The 17,056-nt window shown below is 38.9% G+C and carries 19 protein-coding genes; 13 read left to right on the top strand and 6 right to left on the bottom strand.

Annotated features, from left to right (window positions below; all coding sequences use genetic code 11):
- Positions 1-14: 14 nt before the first annotated feature.
- Genes hisIE through purN form a run of 6 tightly spaced genes read right to left on the bottom strand, consistent with a single transcriptional unit; the run spans position 15 to position 4,220 of the window.
- Positions 15-680: a bifunctional phosphoribosyl-AMP cyclohydrolase/phosphoribosyl-ATP diphosphatase HisIE gene (hisIE, locus tag T433_RS0107430; protein ID WP_044109442.1), complete on the bottom strand. Its 666-nt coding sequence runs from the start codon at positions 678-680 to the stop codon at positions 15-17.
- Positions 655-1,413, bottom strand: a complete 759-nt coding sequence (gene hisF / locus T433_RS0107425) for an imidazole glycerol phosphate synthase subunit HisF (RefSeq protein WP_027450291.1) — start codon at positions 1,411-1,413, stop codon at positions 655-657. Before hisF ends, hisIE begins: the two co-directional genes overlap by 26 nt.
- Complete coding sequence (gene hisA, locus T433_RS0107420; protein ID WP_027450290.1) at positions 1,404-2,138, bottom strand: 1-(5-phosphoribosyl)-5-[(5-phosphoribosylamino)methylideneamino]imidazole-4-carboxamide isomerase; 735 nt, start codon at positions 2,136-2,138, stop codon at positions 1,404-1,406. Before hisA ends, hisF begins: the two co-directional genes overlap by 10 nt.
- Positions 2,135-2,716 carry an imidazole glycerol phosphate synthase subunit HisH gene (gene hisH, locus T433_RS0107415; protein WP_027455366.1) on the bottom strand — a complete coding sequence of 194 codons (582 nt, stop codon included), beginning with the start codon at positions 2,714-2,716 and terminating at the stop codon, positions 2,135-2,137. The genes hisA and hisH overlap by 4 nt, the downstream gene beginning before the upstream one ends.
- Complete coding sequence (gene purU, locus T433_RS0107410; protein WP_027450288.1) at positions 2,716-3,579, bottom strand: formyltetrahydrofolate deformylase; 864 nt, start codon at positions 3,577-3,579, stop codon at positions 2,716-2,718. Before purU ends, hisH begins: the two co-directional genes overlap by 1 nt.
- Positions 3,580-3,638: 59 nt before the next feature.
- Positions 3,639-4,220 (bottom strand): phosphoribosylglycinamide formyltransferase, encoded by a 582-nt coding sequence (gene purN, locus T433_RS0107405; protein ID WP_027455365.1) that lies wholly within the window; start codon positions 4,218-4,220, stop codon positions 3,639-3,641.
- A gap of 153 nt (positions 4,221-4,373) precedes the next feature.
- Here purN and T433_RS0107400 point away from each other — a divergent pair, with 153 nt between their 5' ends.
- The 13 genes from T433_RS0107400 (at position 4,374) to T433_RS0107340 (ending at position 17,047) form a co-directional block, all read left to right on the top strand.
- On the top strand, positions 4,374-4,805 hold the full coding sequence (locus T433_RS0107400; RefSeq protein ID WP_027450286.1) for a helix-turn-helix domain-containing protein: 432 nt from the start codon (positions 4,374-4,376) through the stop codon (positions 4,803-4,805).
- 7 nt (positions 4,806-4,812) lie between these two features.
- Positions 4,813-6,765: a dipeptidyl-peptidase 3 family protein gene (locus T433_RS0107395; RefSeq protein ID WP_044109441.1), complete on the top strand. Its 1,953-nt coding sequence runs from the start codon at positions 4,813-4,815 to the stop codon at positions 6,763-6,765.
- On the top strand, positions 6,765-7,379 hold the full coding sequence (locus tag T433_RS0107390; RefSeq protein WP_027450284.1) for a DNA alkylation repair protein: 615 nt from the start codon (positions 6,765-6,767) through the stop codon (positions 7,377-7,379). The genes T433_RS0107395 and T433_RS0107390 overlap by 1 nt, the downstream gene beginning before the upstream one ends.
- A gap of 142 nt (positions 7,380-7,521) precedes the next feature.
- A complete protein-coding gene (gene ftsY / locus T433_RS0107385; RefSeq protein ID WP_027450283.1) occupies positions 7,522-8,481 on the top strand; it encodes a signal recognition particle-docking protein FtsY in 960 nt (319 codons plus the stop codon).
- Positions 8,471-9,763 carry a 30S ribosomal protein S12 methylthiotransferase RimO gene (rimO, locus tag T433_RS0107380; RefSeq protein WP_027450282.1) on the top strand — a complete coding sequence of 431 codons (1,293 nt, stop codon included), beginning with the start codon at positions 8,471-8,473 and terminating at the stop codon, positions 9,761-9,763. Before ftsY ends, rimO begins: the two co-directional genes overlap by 11 nt.
- Positions 9,764-9,765: 2 nt before the next feature.
- Positions 9,766-10,053 (top strand): HU family DNA-binding protein, encoded by a 288-nt coding sequence (locus tag T433_RS0107375; RefSeq protein ID WP_027450281.1) that lies wholly within the window; start codon positions 9,766-9,768, stop codon positions 10,051-10,053.
- Positions 10,053-11,321 carry an HU family DNA-binding protein gene (locus T433_RS0107370; RefSeq protein ID WP_027455363.1) on the top strand — a complete coding sequence of 423 codons (1,269 nt, stop codon included), beginning with the start codon at positions 10,053-10,055 and terminating at the stop codon, positions 11,319-11,321. The genes T433_RS0107375 and T433_RS0107370 overlap by 1 nt, the downstream gene beginning before the upstream one ends.
- 19 nt (positions 11,322-11,340) lie before the next feature.
- Positions 11,341-12,336 (top strand): AAA family ATPase, encoded by a 996-nt coding sequence (locus tag T433_RS0107365; protein ID WP_027455362.1) that lies wholly within the window; start codon positions 11,341-11,343, stop codon positions 12,334-12,336.
- A complete protein-coding gene (locus T433_RS0107360; RefSeq protein WP_027450278.1) occupies positions 12,336-13,205 on the top strand; it encodes a DUF58 domain-containing protein in 870 nt (289 codons plus the stop codon). The genes T433_RS0107365 and T433_RS0107360 overlap by 1 nt, the downstream gene beginning before the upstream one ends.
- Positions 13,205-14,266, top strand: a complete 1,062-nt coding sequence (locus T433_RS0107355; RefSeq protein WP_027450277.1) for a hypothetical protein — start codon at positions 13,205-13,207, stop codon at positions 14,264-14,266. Before T433_RS0107360 ends, T433_RS0107355 begins: the two co-directional genes overlap by 1 nt.
- A gap of 13 nt (positions 14,267-14,279) precedes the next feature.
- Positions 14,280-15,296 (top strand): vWA domain-containing protein, encoded by a 1,017-nt coding sequence (locus tag T433_RS0107350; protein ID WP_027450276.1) that lies wholly within the window; start codon positions 14,280-14,282, stop codon positions 15,294-15,296.
- A 12-nt stretch (positions 15,297-15,308) separates the two neighbouring features.
- Positions 15,309-16,322: a vWA domain-containing protein gene (locus T433_RS0107345; RefSeq protein ID WP_027450275.1), complete on the top strand. Its 1,014-nt coding sequence runs from the start codon at positions 15,309-15,311 to the stop codon at positions 16,320-16,322.
- A 2-nt stretch (positions 16,323-16,324) separates the two neighbouring features.
- Entirely contained in the window at positions 16,325-17,047 is a 723-nt protein-coding gene (locus tag T433_RS0107340; protein ID WP_027455361.1) for a tetratricopeptide repeat protein, read from the top strand.
- Positions 17,048-17,056: the final 9 nt, after the last annotated feature.

Here is a 17,056-nt window from a genome sequence, read left to right as displayed (position 1 = left end):
CTAATCATTTATTGTTATTTCATTTGGCCTGCAGCTTTTGCAGCACGTCTTTTTTTATCCCACTCAGGATCATGGCGTTTTTGGAGTTCGTCAGCAACATCTTCGATTCTCTTTCCTTTGTGTGTGAGAAGAACCAATAAATGATAAAGAAGATCGGATGCTTCATATATCAAATGCTCATCTGTTCCGTTTGTTGCTTCGATGACAGTTTCCAAGGCTTCTTCACCGACCTTTTGCGCAATCTTATTTACACCTTCTTTGAAAAGCTTTGTTGTATAGCTTCCCTCTGGCATTTCTTTATGACGCTGTTCTATAAAATCCTGCAATTCTGAAAGAAAAGTAAGAGAACTGCTTTCCAAAGGGTTGTTATCTTCACCCCAACATGTGTCAGTACCCTTGTGACATGTAGGACCTTGTGGATGGACCTTTACAAGCAAGGTGTCGTTGTCACAATCAACCTTCATGTCAACAAGGTTTAGGAAATGTCCGCTGGTTTCACCTTTTGTCCAAAGTGTGTTACGAGTACGACTCCAAAATGTGACATGTTTTGTCTCTAGCGTTTTTTGATATGCTTCTTCATTCATGAAGCCTAGCATTAAAACATTTTTAGTACTTGCATCTTGAATGATGGCAGGCACCAAACCTCCCATCTTCTCAAAGTCTAACATTAATTCCTTCATTATACAGATATTTTTTTAGTTCAGGAATAGATATCTCCCCAAAGTGAAACACGCTTGCAGCTAGGGCTGCATCTGCATGTCCTTGTGTAAACGCATTAACGAAATCTTCTTTCTTGCCGGCACCACCACTAGCGATGATGGGTATTGAAAGACTGTCAGCCAAATGGCAAAGAGCTTCATTGGCAAAACCTTCTTTAACGCCATCATGGTCCATTGATGTGAACAATATTTCTCCTGCTCCACGTTCTTGTGCTTCACGAGCCCAGTCGAATAGGTTTAATTCTGTGCGTTCACGTCCTCCTTTGAGATAGCAATGCCAGCCATCACTGTCAAAACGAGCATCGATGGCTACCACGCATACCTGTGATCCAAATCGATTGGCAATTTCTTCTATTAGCTCTGGACGGCGGATGGCCGCGCTATTTACACTGACTTTGTCAGCGCCTGCATATAGTAGGCGTTCAACGTCTGAAAGTTCATTAATACCACCTCCTACAGTAAAGGGGATGTTTACCTGTTGTGCAACACGAGTTACCATATCAGTGAACGTTTTACGCTTTTCATACGAAGCGGTGATGTCAAGAAATACAAGTTCATCGGCTCCTTGAGCAGAATATAACTTGCCCAGCTCGACAGGATCTCCCGCCGAGCGAAGATTGACGAAATTGGTACCTTTTACTGTTTCGCCATCTTTCACATCTAAACAAGGGATGATTCTTTTTGCTAACCCCATTTTTGTGTGTTCTTTAATTGAATCAATTCTTTCATGTCTATCTTTCCTTCGTAGATTGCCTTTCCAAAAACAACGGCTGGTATAGCGGAGTCGCTCAAGTTTTTTATATCTTCGATACTTCCAATGCCTCCACTAGCAATTAGGTGAAGATGAGGATAGATATTCATTATTTCTTTATATAGTGGAGTGGCAGGTCCTGACAATGTTCCGTCACGAGATATTTCTGTGCACAATACGTTTTTTACACCCATCTTCACATAGCGTTTCAGAAAAGATAGAAGTTCATCGTTTGAATCGTCTTTCCAGCCATTAATACTGATTTTTCCGTTGCGTACGTCAGCTCCTAAAATAATATGATCAGGACCATATTTGTTCAGCCAATTCTCAAACAATTCAGGATTTGTGACAGCTACTGAGCCAATAGTCACCATAGAAGCTCCTGCATCAAATGCCTTTTGAATATCATCATCAGTCTTGATACCACCGCCGAAGTCAACAATTAGATTTGTTGCTTCCGTAATCTGACGAAGCACAGAATCATTAACAATATGCTTTGACTTAGCACCATCTAAATCAACCATATGGAGACGTTTAAAACCTAATGCCTCAAACTGTTGAGCCATATCGATAGGTTCGCCATATACCGACTTCGTTTCGTAATCACCTTTTGTTAGACGAACACATTTGCCGTCAATGATATCTATTGCTGGTATAAGTTCAATCATAATTCAATAAAACGTTTAATAATACGTTCACCTACATCGCCACTCTTTTCAGGATGAAATTGGCATGAATAAAAGTTGTCCTTATGTAATGCGGCAGAGTAGGGCAGAATGTAATCTGCAGTGGCAATTGTCTCGTTACACAATGGCACATAATAGCTATGCACAAAATAGACATAACTGTTGTTTTCAAAAAGAGGCGATTTTACATCTCTCAGCTGATTCCATCCCATACATGGAACTTTTTCTTGATGCATAGCGGGCTGAAAGCGCTTGACTTCTGCATCAAATATTCCGATACAGTCTACATCGCCTTCTTCAGAGTGTCGACAGAGCAACTGCTGACCAATGCATATACCAAGTACTGGTTGGCGCAGAGAACGAATGACTTCATCTAAGCCATGCTGACGAAGATATGCCATTGCGTTACTGGCTTCTCCTTGCCCAGGAAATATCACACGATCTGCTTGACGAATCAACTTGGCGTCGTCCGTTAGTATTGGATCAATGCCAATTCTCTTCAGCGCATTCAAAACTGAATAGACGTTTCCTGCATTATATTTTACGACAGCTACTTGCATTAACTGAAAATAATCGTTTTGTTTTTATATGTTAGTACTTTTCGCTGGATATGTTTTGTAACCGCTCTTGACAGAACAATCTTTTCAAGATCTTTTCCTTTTAGAACGAGACTTTCAGGGGTGTCTTTGTGAGTGATACGTGTTACATCCTGCTCAATAATAGGACCAGCATCCAACTCTGCTGTTACGTAATGACTTGTGGCACCAATGATTTTTACGCCGCGCTCCCAAGCCTGATGGTATGGCTTAGCACCAACAAAAGCAGGTAGGAAGGAATGATGAATATTAATAATATGGTGAGGATATGCAGCAATCATCTCATCGCTAATGATCTGCATATAGCGGGCTAAGACGATAAATGTGACTTTTTCTTTCTTTAGCAAGTCCATCTCAGCTTGCTCAACTTCTGCTTTGTTAGAATGGTCTTTCTTGATGCTCCATACGTAATATGGAATGCCAAATTGCTCAGCTACATAGCGAAGATCTTCGTGATTGGAAATGATACAAGGAATGTCAACGTCATATTCGCCAGCTTTCCAACGAGCCAACAAGTCATAGAGACAATGGCTCATTTTTGATACAAAAATCGCCATGCGTGGACGTTGGTCGCTAAAATATAGCGAGAATTCCATATTGTAGCGTCTCGTGTATAATGTTTCTATATATTCCTTAATCTTCTCGCGGGGTATCAGGAATCCATCAAGTTCCCATTGTATGCGCATAAAGAAGACACCATCTTGACGATCTACATATTGGTCAAGATCAACGATATTGCCTTCGTTGTCGGTAATGAATTTCGTTACTTCTGAAATAATGCCTTGCTGGTCGGGACAGTGCAGAAGCAAAATTGCTGTTGGTTTCATCTGTTTATATTGTGTTTCAATTTCTATTCAACGTGCAAAATTACAAAATAATATTGAAATTAAGCAAACTTACCTAAGAAAATACATTCTAAAATCTTTGGGAAGTGCTTCATTTCCAGCATGTGCACCTTGTTTTCAATATCTTCGACGGTGTCCTCGGGGCTCAGGGAAATCTTGAATTGTTCGATAATTGTACCCCCGTCACACTCATTGTTGACATAATGTATTGTGATGCCTGTCTCATTTTCTCCTGCCGCTTTTACTGCTTCGTGTACATGATATCCCCACATTCCTTTTCCTCCATACTTGGGAAGTAGTGATGGATGAATATTTACAATACGATTGGGAAAAGACTTAACTATAAAGTCAGGGATGATTGGAAGAAACCCTGCTAAAACAATGTAATCTATGGCGTGACTTTGTAAGATTTCCATCATTTTTGTTTCGCTATTTAACTGAGCCTTATCTATCACGATGGCTGGCACGCCAAGTTGTTGTGCGCGGACTAATGCAAAAGCATCTGGACGATTACTCAAGACTATCTTGATTTTTACACTTTTAGAGTTCTTGAAATATCGAATAATGTTAGCACAATTCGTACCGTTCCCAGAAACAAAGATTGCCACATTTATAGTCTTCATGTTAAATATACTTTAATTATTCGTGCAAAAATACAAAATAATCTTTTAATTTGTGCAATTTTCTTTAATTTTCCATTGCCATTAAAATAAATTAATGTATATTTGCAGAAAAATAATTGGATAGTAAAATTTTTAGATTAGATTTTTGGTTATATGACAAAGTACAACATTACAGAAAAAAAGGAAAAAGAGGCCGCGTACAGAAATCTGGTTAATCCCGCTTTGATGGACGAACTTAAAGAGAAGATTCTGAACATTATTGTTATGCAGAAGAAGTATAAAGATCGCGATTTCTCTGCTAAGAAACTTGCTGAAGCTTTAGGAACAAACACTCGCTATATTTCAGCTGTTGTAAATGTTAAGTTCCATATGAACTACACCTCTTTTGTCAATAAGTATCGTATAGAAGAGGCTATGTCAATTCTCGTTGACAAACGCTATCAGGATTTGAGAATCGAGGAGGTAAGTGATATGGTAGGCTTTGCTAACCGCCAGTCATTTTATGCTTCGTTCTATCGTATTATGGGTATAACCCCGAAAGAATACCGCGTGTCACATTCTTCTAATCAGAGAAAGAAAAAGTAGGTTTTTGATGGAGTCAGACTATTTTAACTATCTAAGTGAACGATTTGCAGACATTCAAGTATTAAGATACAAACTTGATGGTTTTGAAAAGCTCACCGTTCAACAAAAGAAACTTATTTATTATTTAGCAAAGGCCACTGTATTCGGGAGAGACATTACTTTTGACCAATTTGGTATATATAACCTTCGTATTCGAAAAGTACTGGAGGTTATATATTCTAATTATAATATTGATCGGGATAACAACGATTTTCGTGCGTTGGAAGAATACTTAAAACGCATTTGGTTCTCAAGTGGTATATATCATCACTATTCATCAGACAAATTTAAGCCGGGATTTAGTCAAGATTATCTTCGTTTAGCGATAAAACAATGTAATCCACAGTCATTTCCACTTAATGATGGACAGACGGTGGATGAAATGTGTGAAGAACTCTTTCCTGTTATATTTGACGAAAATGTACAGCCCAAAAGAGTAAATAAGACTGATGGCGAAGATCTTGTCAGAACGTCCGCATGTAACTATTATCAGGATGTGACGCAGGAAGAGGCTGAATCTTTCTATAACTCTAAAAAGAATGTTGATGATCCAGAGCCTCCTTCGTATGGATTGAATAGTACTCTTGTAAAAAGGAATGGGCAAATTGTTGAGGAAGTATGGTCGGCAAACGGACGATATGCAAATGCTATTCGACACATCGTGTATTGGTTAGAAAAAGCAAAAGATGTAGCCGAGAACGCTCAACAAAAGAATGTTATAGATTCGCTGATAACGTATTATAATACAGGTGATTTGCGTGATTTTGATAAATATTCCATAGATTGGGTTAGGTGTCTTGATACCAAGGTCGATTTTATTAATGGTTTTATCGAAGTCTATGGTGATCCTTTAGGTCTTAAGGGATCATGGGAAGGCCTTGTAGAATACCTTAATGAGGAAGCAACCCAGCGTACTCGTACTATTAGCAAGAATGCGCAGTGGTTTGAAGATCATTCTCCTGTTGATGCTCGGTTTAAGAAAGACGTCGTTAAGGGCGTTTCTGCAAATGTGATATGTGCGGCCATGCTTGGTGGCGATGAGTATCCCTCCACAGCAATTGGCATCAACCTTCCTAATGCGGACTGGATTAGGGCACGACATGGATCAAAGAGTATTACGATTAGTAATATTACGGATGCATATAGAAAGTCCTCAAAAGGAAACGGATTTCTCGATGAATTTGTTAGGGATAAACAGATACTTGAGCTTATTCGGAAATATGACGATGTTTGCGATGATTTGCATACAGATTTGCATGAGTGTCTGGGGCATGGAAGTGGTAAACTACTACCAGGTGTTGATTCAGATGCGCTCAAATCATATGGCAATGTCATCGAAGAAGCTAGGGCTGACCTCTTCGCGTTATATTATATGGCAGACGATAAGCTAGTCGCTCTCGGACTTCTTCCAAATAATGAAGCATATAAGAGTAATTATTTTACCTATATTTTGAACGGACTGATGACTCAGCTAGTTCGAATAAATATTGGGCATGATATAGAAGAGGCTCACATGAGAAATAGAGCTCTAATCGCCAGGTGGTGTTTAGAGCGTGCCCGTTCTATGCGATTGAAAAAGAAAGATGGCGTCACGCAATTGGAGATTGATGATTTCGAAGAATTAAGAGACCTTTTTGCGCGTCTTCTTGCAGAGATTCAGAGAATCAAAAGCGAGGGTGACTATGATGCAGCTCGAGATCTAGTAGAAAGATATGCAGTTAAGATAGATCCAGAACTACATCAGGAAGTTCTTGAAAGGTATAGAGGTCTAAATCTTGCACCATATAAAGGGTTTATTAATCCGTGGATGTTGCCTGTCTACGATAAAATGGGCGATATCGTCGATATTCAGATTAATTATTCGGAATCATATGAGCATCAGATGTTGCGTTATAGTTCTGAATATGGCACATTAATATAATGACAACAGCAGAGCAATTAAAGAATATTAAACAGTCATTTCGACTGATTATGGATGGCTCAATTGCGCAATCCATGCGTGATAAGGGCGTGAACTATCATTTGAATTGGGGCGCTGGCATTCTTTTTCTTAAAAATAAAGCCGATGAAATCGGGCAAGATTATGATTTGGCAATAGCACTTTGGAAGGAGAATATTCGCGAATGTAAAATCTTGGCTACTATGATAATGCCTCCAGAAAAGATGCTTCCTGAGGTGTTGGATTTGTGGGTCGAACAGATACCTACGGTTGAAATAGCAGAGCAATTGGCCTTTAATCTCGTTCAAAAGTTGCCGTTTTCAGGTGGTAAAGCGTTCGTTTATCTGTCTCAAAGTGCCACTTTCCCACAGATAGTTGGCTACCATACGTTGAGTCGGTTGTTTATGCAGCATGTGGAGTTGAATGAAAGGGCAATAAATGAGTTTATTGATCAAGCTGTTGTTGCACTTTTAAGTGATAATGTGAGTTTATCAAAGTCGGCCAAACAAGCACTTATCCGCTTTTCTGAAATCAGCTTGATGCATAAAAGATTGGTTTCATCGGCTACTTCAAGGGCAGGAATGACTATTTTGTAGTACATTTTGTAGGTTTTTACCTTCTATGTACGAAGGTATATAGTAAAGATATGTGAAAAGAGAACAAAGTTTTGTTATAACTCTTGCGCATATCTTTTCTTTTTTGTACTTTTGCATTTAAAATTTACGTAAATACAATTGTATGGGATTATTTGGATTCTTTAGTAGAAACAAGCAGGAAACATTAGACAAAGGGTTAGAAAAGACAAAGACATCGGTTTTTGATAAATTAACGCGTGCTATTGCAGGTAAGTCAAAAGTCGATGATGATGTTTTGGATAATCTTGAGGAAGTTCTTATTACTAGCGATGTTGGTGTAGACACAACGTTGAAGATCATTGAGAGAATAGAAGAACGTGTTGCTCGTGATAAATATGTTTCTACGAGTGAACTCAATAATATACTCCGTGAAGAGATAGCAGCTCTTCTTGCAGAGAATAATACTGAAGATAATAGCAATTGGGATTTACCAACAGATCATCGTCCATACGTGATTTTGGTAGTAGGCGTTAATGGCGTAGGCAAAACTACTACCATTGGTAAGTTGGCTTGGCAATTCAAACAGGCTGGAAAGAAGGTTTATTTAGGAGCGGCAGATACATTCCGTGCAGCTGCTGTTGAGCAGATTTGTATTTGGGGAGAACGTGTTGGCGTACCCGTTGTTAAGCAGCAAATGGGCAGTGACCCTGCTAGTGTTGCTTTTGATACTTTGCAGAGCGCAAAGGCTAACAATGCAGATGTTGTCATTATCGACACTGCAGGACGTTTGCATAACAAAGTCGGTCTGATGAATGAACTCAAAAAAATCAAAGATGTTATGAAGAAAGTAATACCAACTGCTCCTGACGAGGTGATGTTGGTATTGGATGGTTCAACCGGTCAGAATGCTTTTGAACAAGCCAAACAATTTGCTGCTGTTACACAGATTACTTCGTTAGCCATTACAAAACTTGATGGAACTGCTAAGGGTGGTGTTGTTATCGGTATTAGCGATCAACTTAAGGTGCCCGTAAAGTACATCGGTCTTGGCGAAGGTATGGAAGATTTACAGTTATTTGACAGAAAAGATTTTGTAGACTCATTGTTTAAGAATGAAGCGTAAAACGATAGATTTTATTTCTCTCGGTTGTTCTAAAAACCTTGTTGACTCGGAAGTCTTGATGGGACTTTTCGAAGCAAATGGTTATGATGTTACTCATGATAGCGACAATCCACAAAGTGATGTTGTCGTTGTCAATACCTGTGGGTTTATAGCCGATGCAAAAGAAGAAAGTGTCAACACTATACTTGAATTGGTAAAGGCAAAGGAAGAGGGGAGAATAAAGAAAATCTTTGTAATGGGATGTCTTTCGGAGCGATATCTTGCTGATTTAGAAAGCGAGATTCCCGAGGTTGACGGATGGTATGGCAAGTTTAACTATCGTCAGCTATTGACAGATCTTAATGGCAGTAAATATTGCACCGGCGAACGCAAACTAACAACTCCACGTCACTATGCATACATCAAAATTAGTGAAGGATGTGACCGTCATTGTGCATACTGTGCAATTCCTTTGATTACAGGACATCACAAAAGCAGGCCTATTGAGGAAATCTTGGACGAGGTAAGGACTTTGGTAAAAGGTGGAACCACTGAATTTCAGGTCATTGCCCAAGAACTGACTTATTATGGCGTTGATATCTATGGCGAGCAACGCATAGCCCAGCTTATAGAACAGATGGCTGATATTGAAGGTGTACGTTGGATTCGTCTTCATTATGCTTACCCCACACATTTTCCTTGGGAACTGTTGAAGGTTATGAACGAAAAGCCCAATGTTTGTCGTTATCTGGATATTGCTCTTCAACATATCTCTGATCATATGTTGAGTAGAATGCGCAGAAACACGACAAAGGCAGAAACCATAGAATTAATCAAACGACTTCGAAAAGAAGTACCAGGTATTCATATTCGTACGACGCTTATGGTCGGCTTCCCTGGTGAAACAGATGAAGATTTTAAAGAATTGGTTGATTTTGTAAAATGGGCACGATTTGAGCGTATGGGCGCCTTTGCTTATTCAGAAGAAGATGGTACGTATTCTGCAGAACATTATGAAGATGATGTTCCAGAAGAAGTAAAACAGCAGAGACTGGATAAACTGATGCGTATCCAGCAGAATATCAGTGCCGAGATAGAATCTTCTAAAGTAAGTACAACAATGCCTGTTGTGATTGATAGAACGGAAGGTGACTACTATATTGGGCGTACTGAATACTGTTCGCCAGAGGTTGATCCGGAAGTGTTAATTTCGAATACGTACGATCTGAAAATAGGAGAAATGTATAACGTGCATATCACTGATGCTGATGAATTTGACCTATACGGAGAAATTGTAGAATAGTTATGAATAACAAAGAGTTTATAGCCAGTTTAGCTAAGCGTACTGGATACAAAGTATCTAAGGCGCAAAATATGATGAACACCCTGATTGGCGCTATGGGAGATACTTTCATAGAAGGTGATGCTATACAAATAACCAGTCTGGGTTCCTTTGAAGTGAAAAAGAAGATGGAGCGTGTAATTACTAACCCTGCGACAGGTCAGCGTATGCTCGTGCCTCCTAAATTGGTTCTTGGTTTTAAGCCTATCTCTTCATTAAAAGATAAAATTAAGAAAGGAGAGAAACAATAATGGAAAAAGTCAACATACTTAATCATGCTGCTGTATTGGCAGAGAAGCACGATATCAGCAAGCAAGAAGCTAAAAAGTTTATCGAAACTCTTGTTGAAATCATTCAAGAGGGGATTGATACTGATAAACTTGTAAAGATTAAAGGATTGGGCACTTTCAAGATTATTGGTGTCGAATCCCGTGAGAGTGTTGATGTTAACACTGGTAATCGAGTAGTTATTGACGGGCACGATAAGTTGACGTTTACCCCTGATACTGCCATGAAAGAACTGGTGAACCGTCCATTCTCTCAATTTGAAACAGTGATTCTTAACGATGGAGTAAATTTTGAAGATGTTACTGTAGAAGAAGAAACGGATGACCTAACAGGCACTGAGATTGGTACTATAGAGAATGAAGAACCAGAACAAATGGTGACAGAATCTCAAATAGAACCAGAAATTGTTAATGAAGCAGCAATAGAGCCAGAGTCAGAGTCAGAGGAAGATAAGTTATCAAAGACTATAGAGGAATCTGCAGAGGAGTCTCCGTTAAATTCTAAAGCCGACGCACAAGATGTAACTGTTGGAAAAGTTGAGGTTGAAGAAAATAACGAAGCTGACTTGCATACTAAACAGGATATTTTAGCTAATGAAGAAGAATCTCAAAAGGAGATGCAGCCAGATGTAAATCAGCAAGTATCTCAAGTGAGGTCTTCTGATGCAGAGTCCAAAACTGTTGATTCCGTATCTTCTCAAGTGAAGTTGCTTAGTGAGGTTAAAGAGCATAATGTAGAAAAGAAAAACGGAAACACATACTTGTTTTTATTCTTAATTGTCGGTGTTGCTGTATTCTCATTAGTGGCAGGCTATTTCATCGGACAATTTATTGGTGCAATACCTTCTAAAGAAGAAAAGCCTTCAGTGGAAATGTTAGTAGAGCCTGAAGATACCCATACTGAAGATACAACGACAATGGTAAAAGATCATGTTGTTCTCACGGATACTGTCAAGGCCGAAAAAGACATCAATGACACTATTAGTTTCTACAAGAAATATGAAGATATGGATTCCAGAGTAAGAACCGGTGCTTACTATATCGTTGGTACTGACCAAGTTGTAAAAGCACGTAAAGGACAAACGCTGGGTCGCATATCTAGATCTATTTTAGGAGAAGGTATGGAGTGCTATATGGAAGTATATAATGGCATGAAAGCTACTACAGTTTTGGAGGAAGGACAAGAAATTCTTATTCCGAAGCTTGTAGTTAAAAAGAGATTAAAGAAATAATATAAAATAAAGAAATATTATGACGGAAAATATTGATATCCGCGAACTCAACATGCGGATTGAACAACAAAGCAGCTTTGTTACCAATTTGGTAGCGGGCATGGACCAAGTGATTGTCGGACAGAAACATCTCGTCGATTCTCTGCTTATTGGATTGTTGAGCGACGGAAACATTCTGCTTGAAGGTGTACCTGGTTTGGCAAAAACATTGGCGATCAAAACGCTTTCACAACTGATTGATGCAGACTATAGTCGCATTCAGTTTACTCCGGATCTTTTGCCTGCAGATGTGACTGGTACAATGATATATTCTCAAAAAGAAGAACGCTTTCAAACTAAAAAGGGACCTATCTTTGCTAACTTCGTATTAGCAGATGAAATAAATCGTGCTCCAGCCAAAGTTCAAAGCGCGTTATTGGAGGCTATGCAGGAGAAGCAAGTAACTATCGGTAGCGAAACTTTCGATATGCCTAGTCCTTTCCTTGTGATGGCAACACAAAACCCAATAGAACAAGAAGGAACGTATCCACTTCCAGAAGCTCAGGTTGACCGTTTTATGCTCAAAGTGGTTATAGACTATCCAACTCTTGAAGAAGAGAAGAAAATTATTCGCGAAAATATTGGTGGCTCACTTCCCAAGGTGACACCAGTAACTACTGCAGCAGAGATTTTGAAAGCTCGTGAAATTGTACGAGAAGTCTATATTGACGAGAAGATTGAACAGTATATCGCAGATATTGTTTTTGCCACAAGATTCCCAGAACGCTATGGGCTTAAGGAACTCAAAGATCTCATTTCTTTTGGTGGCTCTCCACGTGCAAGTATCAATTTGGCAAAGGCTGCTCGTGCATATGCGTTTATCAAACGTCGCGGTTATGTAGTACCTGAAGATGTTAGAGCAGTTGCCCATGATGTATTGCGTCATCGTATCGGATTAACGTATGAAGCTGAAGCGTCAAATGTGACAAGCGAGGATATTGTTAGTAAAATCATAAATAAAGTTGAAGTACCCTGATGGAAACATCAGAAATCATAAAGAAAGTCAGAAAGATTGAAATTAAGGCTCGAGGTCTTAGTTCAAATATTTTTGCGGGCCAATACCATTCGGCCTTCAAAGGTCGTGGTATGGCCTTTTCTGAAGTTCGCGAATATCAATACGGTGATGATGTAAGAGATATCGACTGGAACGTTACAGCTCGTTTTAATAAGCCTTACGTCAAGGTGTTTGAAGAAGAGCGCGAATTGACCGTCATGTTACTTATAGATGTTAGTGGCTCCCTTGAATTCGGTACTCAACGTATGATGAAGCGAGACCTAGCTACCGAAATAGCTGCAACACTTGCGTTTTCTGCAATACAGAATAATGATAAGATAGGAGTGATTTTCTTCTCTGATAAGATTGAGAAATACATCCCCCCCAAGAATGGTCGCAAGCATATATTATATATCATTCGAGAAATGCTCGATTTTAAGGCAGATAGTAAAAAAACGGATGTCGGAAAAGCTGTTGAGTTCTTAACAAGTGTTTCGAAACGTCGTTGTACTGCTTTTATTCTGAGCGACTTCTACGTACGGAATAGTTTTCTGCAACAACTTGTCATTGCAAATCGTAAACATGATGTAGTAGCTATACAGATATACGACAAACGTGCTAGCGAATTGCCAAATATTGGATTAATGAAAGTCGTTGATGCAGAGACGGGTCACGAACAATATGTGGACACATCGAGTAAAAGGCTCAGAAAGATGTATCACCAATATTGGTTGAAGCAGCAATCTGAGTTAAAGGATATGTTTGTTAGAAGCAATGTTGATAATGTCAGCATTGCAACCGACGAAGACTTTGTGAAATCTCTAATGGTACTGTTTAAACAAAGAGGTTAATGAAAAGATTTATAAATAGTATTTTTCTCTTCTTGTTGTTTATACAAGTTTATTCACAGGTTAAGGTTGAATCTAATCTTAGCTCTGTAGAAATGCTTGTAGGTCAGCAGGTAGAACTTAATATTTGTGCCACAACACCTCAAGGTTCTCACGTTGAGTTTCCCAAGGAGGGATTAATACCTGCTGGCATTGAATTTCTTGGGGCTATAGAAAAAGAACCGGAAACTATTGAAGATGGTCGCGTGCGTCATTCTCGTTCATATGTATTGACTTCTTTTGAAGATACACTTTATTATTTGCCGCCTTTTGTTGTTAAAGTTGATGGTAAGGAGTATAAAACTAACAAGTTAGCTCTTAAGGTGTTAACAGTTGATGTTGATACGACCAATTATGAGAAATACTATGGCCCAAAGAGCGTTCAGGACAATCCTTTTATGTGGAGTGGAGAATGGAGTGCCCCTTTCTGGCTCAGTTTCATTATCATCATTCTTTTTTCTATAACTTATTATCTCTATTTGCGTTTAAGGGATAATAAACCTATTATTGCAAAGATTAAAATCGTCAAAAGGGTACTTCCTCATCAGAAAGCAATGATGGTTATAGAGGAGATCAAGGCTGATAAGATGGTTATGGCAGAGGATCCTAAGGATTACTATACAAAGCTTACTGATACACTTCGTAAGTACATTGAGGAACGTTATGGTTTTAATGCCATGGAGATGACAAGCCAAGAGATTATTGAAAGACTTATGTCTACAGATGATCCTAAGTCACTCGAAGAGTTAAAACAATTATTTAATACGGCGGATCTTGTCAAGTTTGCGAAGTATTCGACGCTCATTAATGAGAACGATGCCAATCTTGTCAATGCGGTTGATTTTATCAATCAGACTAAGGTTGAAATCCCAGAGTCTCAATCGACCATAAAAGAACAATTGACAACCGAAGAAATACGTTCAAAGAACAGTAGGTTGGCCTTGCAGATAACTATTTCTGTTTTGTGTACTCTCTTGCTGTTGTTATTTGGCTATGTTCTATATTGTGTTTATGAACTTATTTAAAAGTAACATATAAATGGAGTTTGCTAATAAAGAATATTTATTTCTACTCTTTCTCATAATACCATATATAATCTGGTATCTTCTATACAGAAAGAAAAACGAGCCAACGATTCGCCTTGCAAACACTTTCCCGTTTAGTCAGGCGCCACGTAGTTGGCGAGTGCTTCTCATACCTGTATTGCCAATTCTTCGTGTTCTTGCATTTACTTTTCTAGTCATAGCTCTTGCAAGACCTCAAACACATGACTCAAAAACCAAGGAGAATATCGAGGGCATTGATATTATGATGGCAATGGATGTTTCCACGTCTATGTTGGCAGAAGATATAAAGGATCGTGCCCATCATGCTCGCAATCGACTTGAAGCAGCTAAAGTAGTTGCTGCAGAGTTTGTGGCAGACCGCCCAAATGATAATATAGGTTTAACTATTTTTGCGGGAGAAGCATTTACTCAATGTCCAATGACAACAGACCATGCTTCGTTATTATCTCTATTGCAGAATGTTCGTACAGACATAGCCGCAAGAGGATTGATAGAGGATGGAACAGCTATAGGTATGGGTATTGCCAATGCTGTCAGCAGACTTAAAGACTCTCAAGCCAAAAGTCGTGTAGTTATCCTTTTGACGGATGGTACAAATAACCGAGGTGACATATCGCCAATGACAGCTGCAGAGATTGCAAACAGTTTAGGTGTTAGAATCTATACCATCGGTGTGGGTACTAATGGAACAGCTCCATATCCGCTGACAGTTGGCAATGACGTTCAGTATATCCAAGTGCCAGTCGAAATAGATACAAAGACGCTAAGCGACATAGCCTCCACTACAAATGGAAAGTTCTATAGAGCTACAAATGCTGAAGAATTGCGAGATATATATCATGAGATTGACAAATTGGAGAAATCGAAATTGGAAGTCCAGAAATTTAGCAGATTCTATGAAGACTATCAAAGATATGCCTTCATTGCTTTAATCATCCTTTTGATAGAGGTTTTGATGAGGGTGACAGTATTTCGTCGTATTCCATAAAAGAAAAGAAAGATGTTTAGATTTGAAAATCCGGAATATTTATGGCTTTTGTCAATAGTGATTATATTGGCACTTATTTATATTGCTCAATTCTTCAAAAGAAAGTATAACCTTCGGAAGTTTGGCGATCCCATCCTTTTAAAACAGCTGATGCCAGATGTTTCAAAATGGCGTGGTATTATAAAGTTTCTGTTACTAGAATTTGCTTTGATCTTTATGGTTCTGATGTTAGCCCGTCCTCAAGAGGCCAGTCAGATAAGTGAGGAGAAACGTTCTGGCATTGAAACTATGATTGCGATTGATATTAGTAACTCGATGTTAGCTCAAGACGTCACTCCCAGTCGTTTGGATAGAGCGAAGATGCTGGTGGAAGGACTAGTAGAAAACTTCAGCGACGATAAAATCGGATTGATTGTCTTTGCGGGTGATGCTTTTGTACAGTTGCCTATCACTAGTGACTATGTATCAGCCAAGATGTTTCTGAATAGTATTGAGCCTTCCATGATTATTAATCAAGGCACAGATATTGCCAGTGCTATTAATATAGCATCTCATAGTTTTACCCAGCAAGAACACGTAGGAAAGGCAATCATTGTGATAACTGATGGTGAAGACCATGAAGGAGGGGCACTTGAAGCTGCTAAAGATGCTAAGGACAAAGGCATGAATATCTATATGTTGGGTATTGGAACATCAAAAGGTGCACCTATTCCTGATAAGGAAACCGGTGGGTATATGATTGATCGTACTGGTGAGACGGTTATTTCAAGACTCAACGAGGATATGTGTAAAGAGATTGCTCAGGCAGGTGGTGGCGTCTATATACATGTTGACAACACCTCAAATGCGCAACAGGTCCTGGATAATGAACTTGATAAACTTGAGAAGAGCGACTCGTCTGTTTACAGTAATTATTCGGAACAGTTCCAGACGTTTGGCGTAATTGCCCTTATACTTCTTCTATTGGAGGTAATCGTATTAGAACGAAAGAATCATTTACTGAATAAGATTAAAATCTTCAAATGATAATGATGAATAAATTTATTCTTTTCATAGGCGTTTTCATTATTTCCTGCACTTCCGCATTCGCTCAAGAGCCGGAAAATATACAAGCTAGGAAATATATCCGACGTGGAAACAAGCAATTTCATGCAGGAAAAAGAAAGGATGCACAAATCATATATATGAAGGCTGTTGATGCTGACAAAAACTTGGCTCGTGCAAAATACAATCTTGCGACATCCATGTTTCCTATGGAATGGAAATCTACGCCTAAGGAACTTGGCGACTCTATGGTAGCTATTTTCCGGAAGGCTATTGAAGCAGAACAAAACCCCATGCGCAAGTCTATGGGTTATCATAACATTGGCGTTATTTACCAAGGGCAAAAGGATTTTCAGAAAGCGATTGAATTCTATAAGAATGCTTTAAGAAATAATCCAAATGATGATGAGACACGTTATAATTTAGTGTTGTGTCAGCGTCAGCTTAAAAATCAGCCTCAGCAAAACCAAGATAACGGCCAGAATAAAGATAAAGAGCAACAAGATAAACAAAAGCAGGAACAGCAAAAGCAAGAGCAGAATAAGCAAAACGAACAAAATAAGCAACAAAATCAAGAACCTCCAATGAGCAAGGAAAATGCAGAGCAACTTCTGAAAGCTGCATTGCAACAAGAGAAGAAAACTCAAGAAAGGATGAAGGATGCCCAGAAACAACCTCAAAGGAGACGTATTGAAAAGAACTGGTAATGTTAATTG

It is taken from the genome of Xylanibacter brevis ATCC 19188 (assembly GCF_000621725.1).
Taxonomy (GTDB): Bacteria; Bacteroidota; Bacteroidia; order Bacteroidales; family Bacteroidaceae; genus Prevotella; species Prevotella brevis.
Note: the sequence above shows the minus strand (reverse complement) of the source record. Positions and strands in the feature narration are given on the sequence as shown.

Bases quoted from the DNA above. Each gene is read 5' to 3' on its own strand.
- hisIE (WP_044109442.1), bottom strand. From the start codon at position 680: ATGAAGGAATTAATGTTAGACTTTGAGAAGATGGGAGGTTTGGTGCCT.
- hisF (WP_027450291.1), bottom strand. From the start codon at position 1,413: ATGGGGTTAGCAAAAAGAATCATCCCTTGTTTAGATGTGAAAGATGGC.
- hisA (WP_027450290.1), bottom strand. From the start codon at position 2,138: ATGATTGAACTTATACCAGCAATAGATATCATTGACGGCAAATGTGTT.
- hisH (WP_027455366.1), bottom strand. From the start codon at position 2,716: ATGCAAGTAGCTGTCGTAAAATATAATGCAGGAAACGTCTATTCAGTT.
- purU (WP_027450288.1), bottom strand. From the start codon at position 3,579: ATGAAACCAACAGCAATTTTGCTTCTGCACTGTCCCGACCAGCAAGGC.
- purN (WP_027455365.1), bottom strand. From the start codon at position 4,220: ATGAAGACTATAAATGTGGCAATCTTTGTTTCTGGGAACGGTACGAAT.
- T433_RS0107400 (WP_027450286.1), top strand. From the start codon at position 4,374: ATGACAAAGTACAACATTACAGAAAAAAAGGAAAAAGAGGCCGCGTAC.
- T433_RS0107395 (WP_044109441.1), top strand. From the start codon at position 4,813: ATGGAGTCAGACTATTTTAACTATCTAAGTGAACGATTTGCAGACATT.
- T433_RS0107390 (WP_027450284.1), top strand. From the start codon at position 6,765: ATGACAACAGCAGAGCAATTAAAGAATATTAAACAGTCATTTCGACTG.
- ftsY (WP_027450283.1), top strand. From the start codon at position 7,522: ATGGGATTATTTGGATTCTTTAGTAGAAACAAGCAGGAAACATTAGAC.
- rimO (WP_027450282.1), top strand. From the start codon at position 8,471: ATGAAGCGTAAAACGATAGATTTTATTTCTCTCGGTTGTTCTAAAAAC.
- T433_RS0107375 (WP_027450281.1), top strand. From the start codon at position 9,766: ATGAATAACAAAGAGTTTATAGCCAGTTTAGCTAAGCGTACTGGATAC.
- T433_RS0107370 (WP_027455363.1), top strand. From the start codon at position 10,053: ATGGAAAAAGTCAACATACTTAATCATGCTGCTGTATTGGCAGAGAAG.
- T433_RS0107365 (WP_027455362.1), top strand. From the start codon at position 11,341: ATGACGGAAAATATTGATATCCGCGAACTCAACATGCGGATTGAACAA.
- T433_RS0107360 (WP_027450278.1), top strand. From the start codon at position 12,336: ATGGAAACATCAGAAATCATAAAGAAAGTCAGAAAGATTGAAATTAAG.
- T433_RS0107355 (WP_027450277.1), top strand. From the start codon at position 13,205: ATGAAAAGATTTATAAATAGTATTTTTCTCTTCTTGTTGTTTATACAA.
- T433_RS0107350 (WP_027450276.1), top strand. From the start codon at position 14,280: ATGGAGTTTGCTAATAAAGAATATTTATTTCTACTCTTTCTCATAATA.
- T433_RS0107345 (WP_027450275.1), top strand. From the start codon at position 15,309: ATGTTTAGATTTGAAAATCCGGAATATTTATGGCTTTTGTCAATAGTG.
- T433_RS0107340 (WP_027455361.1), top strand. From the start codon at position 16,325: ATGATGAATAAATTTATTCTTTTCATAGGCGTTTTCATTATTTCCTGC.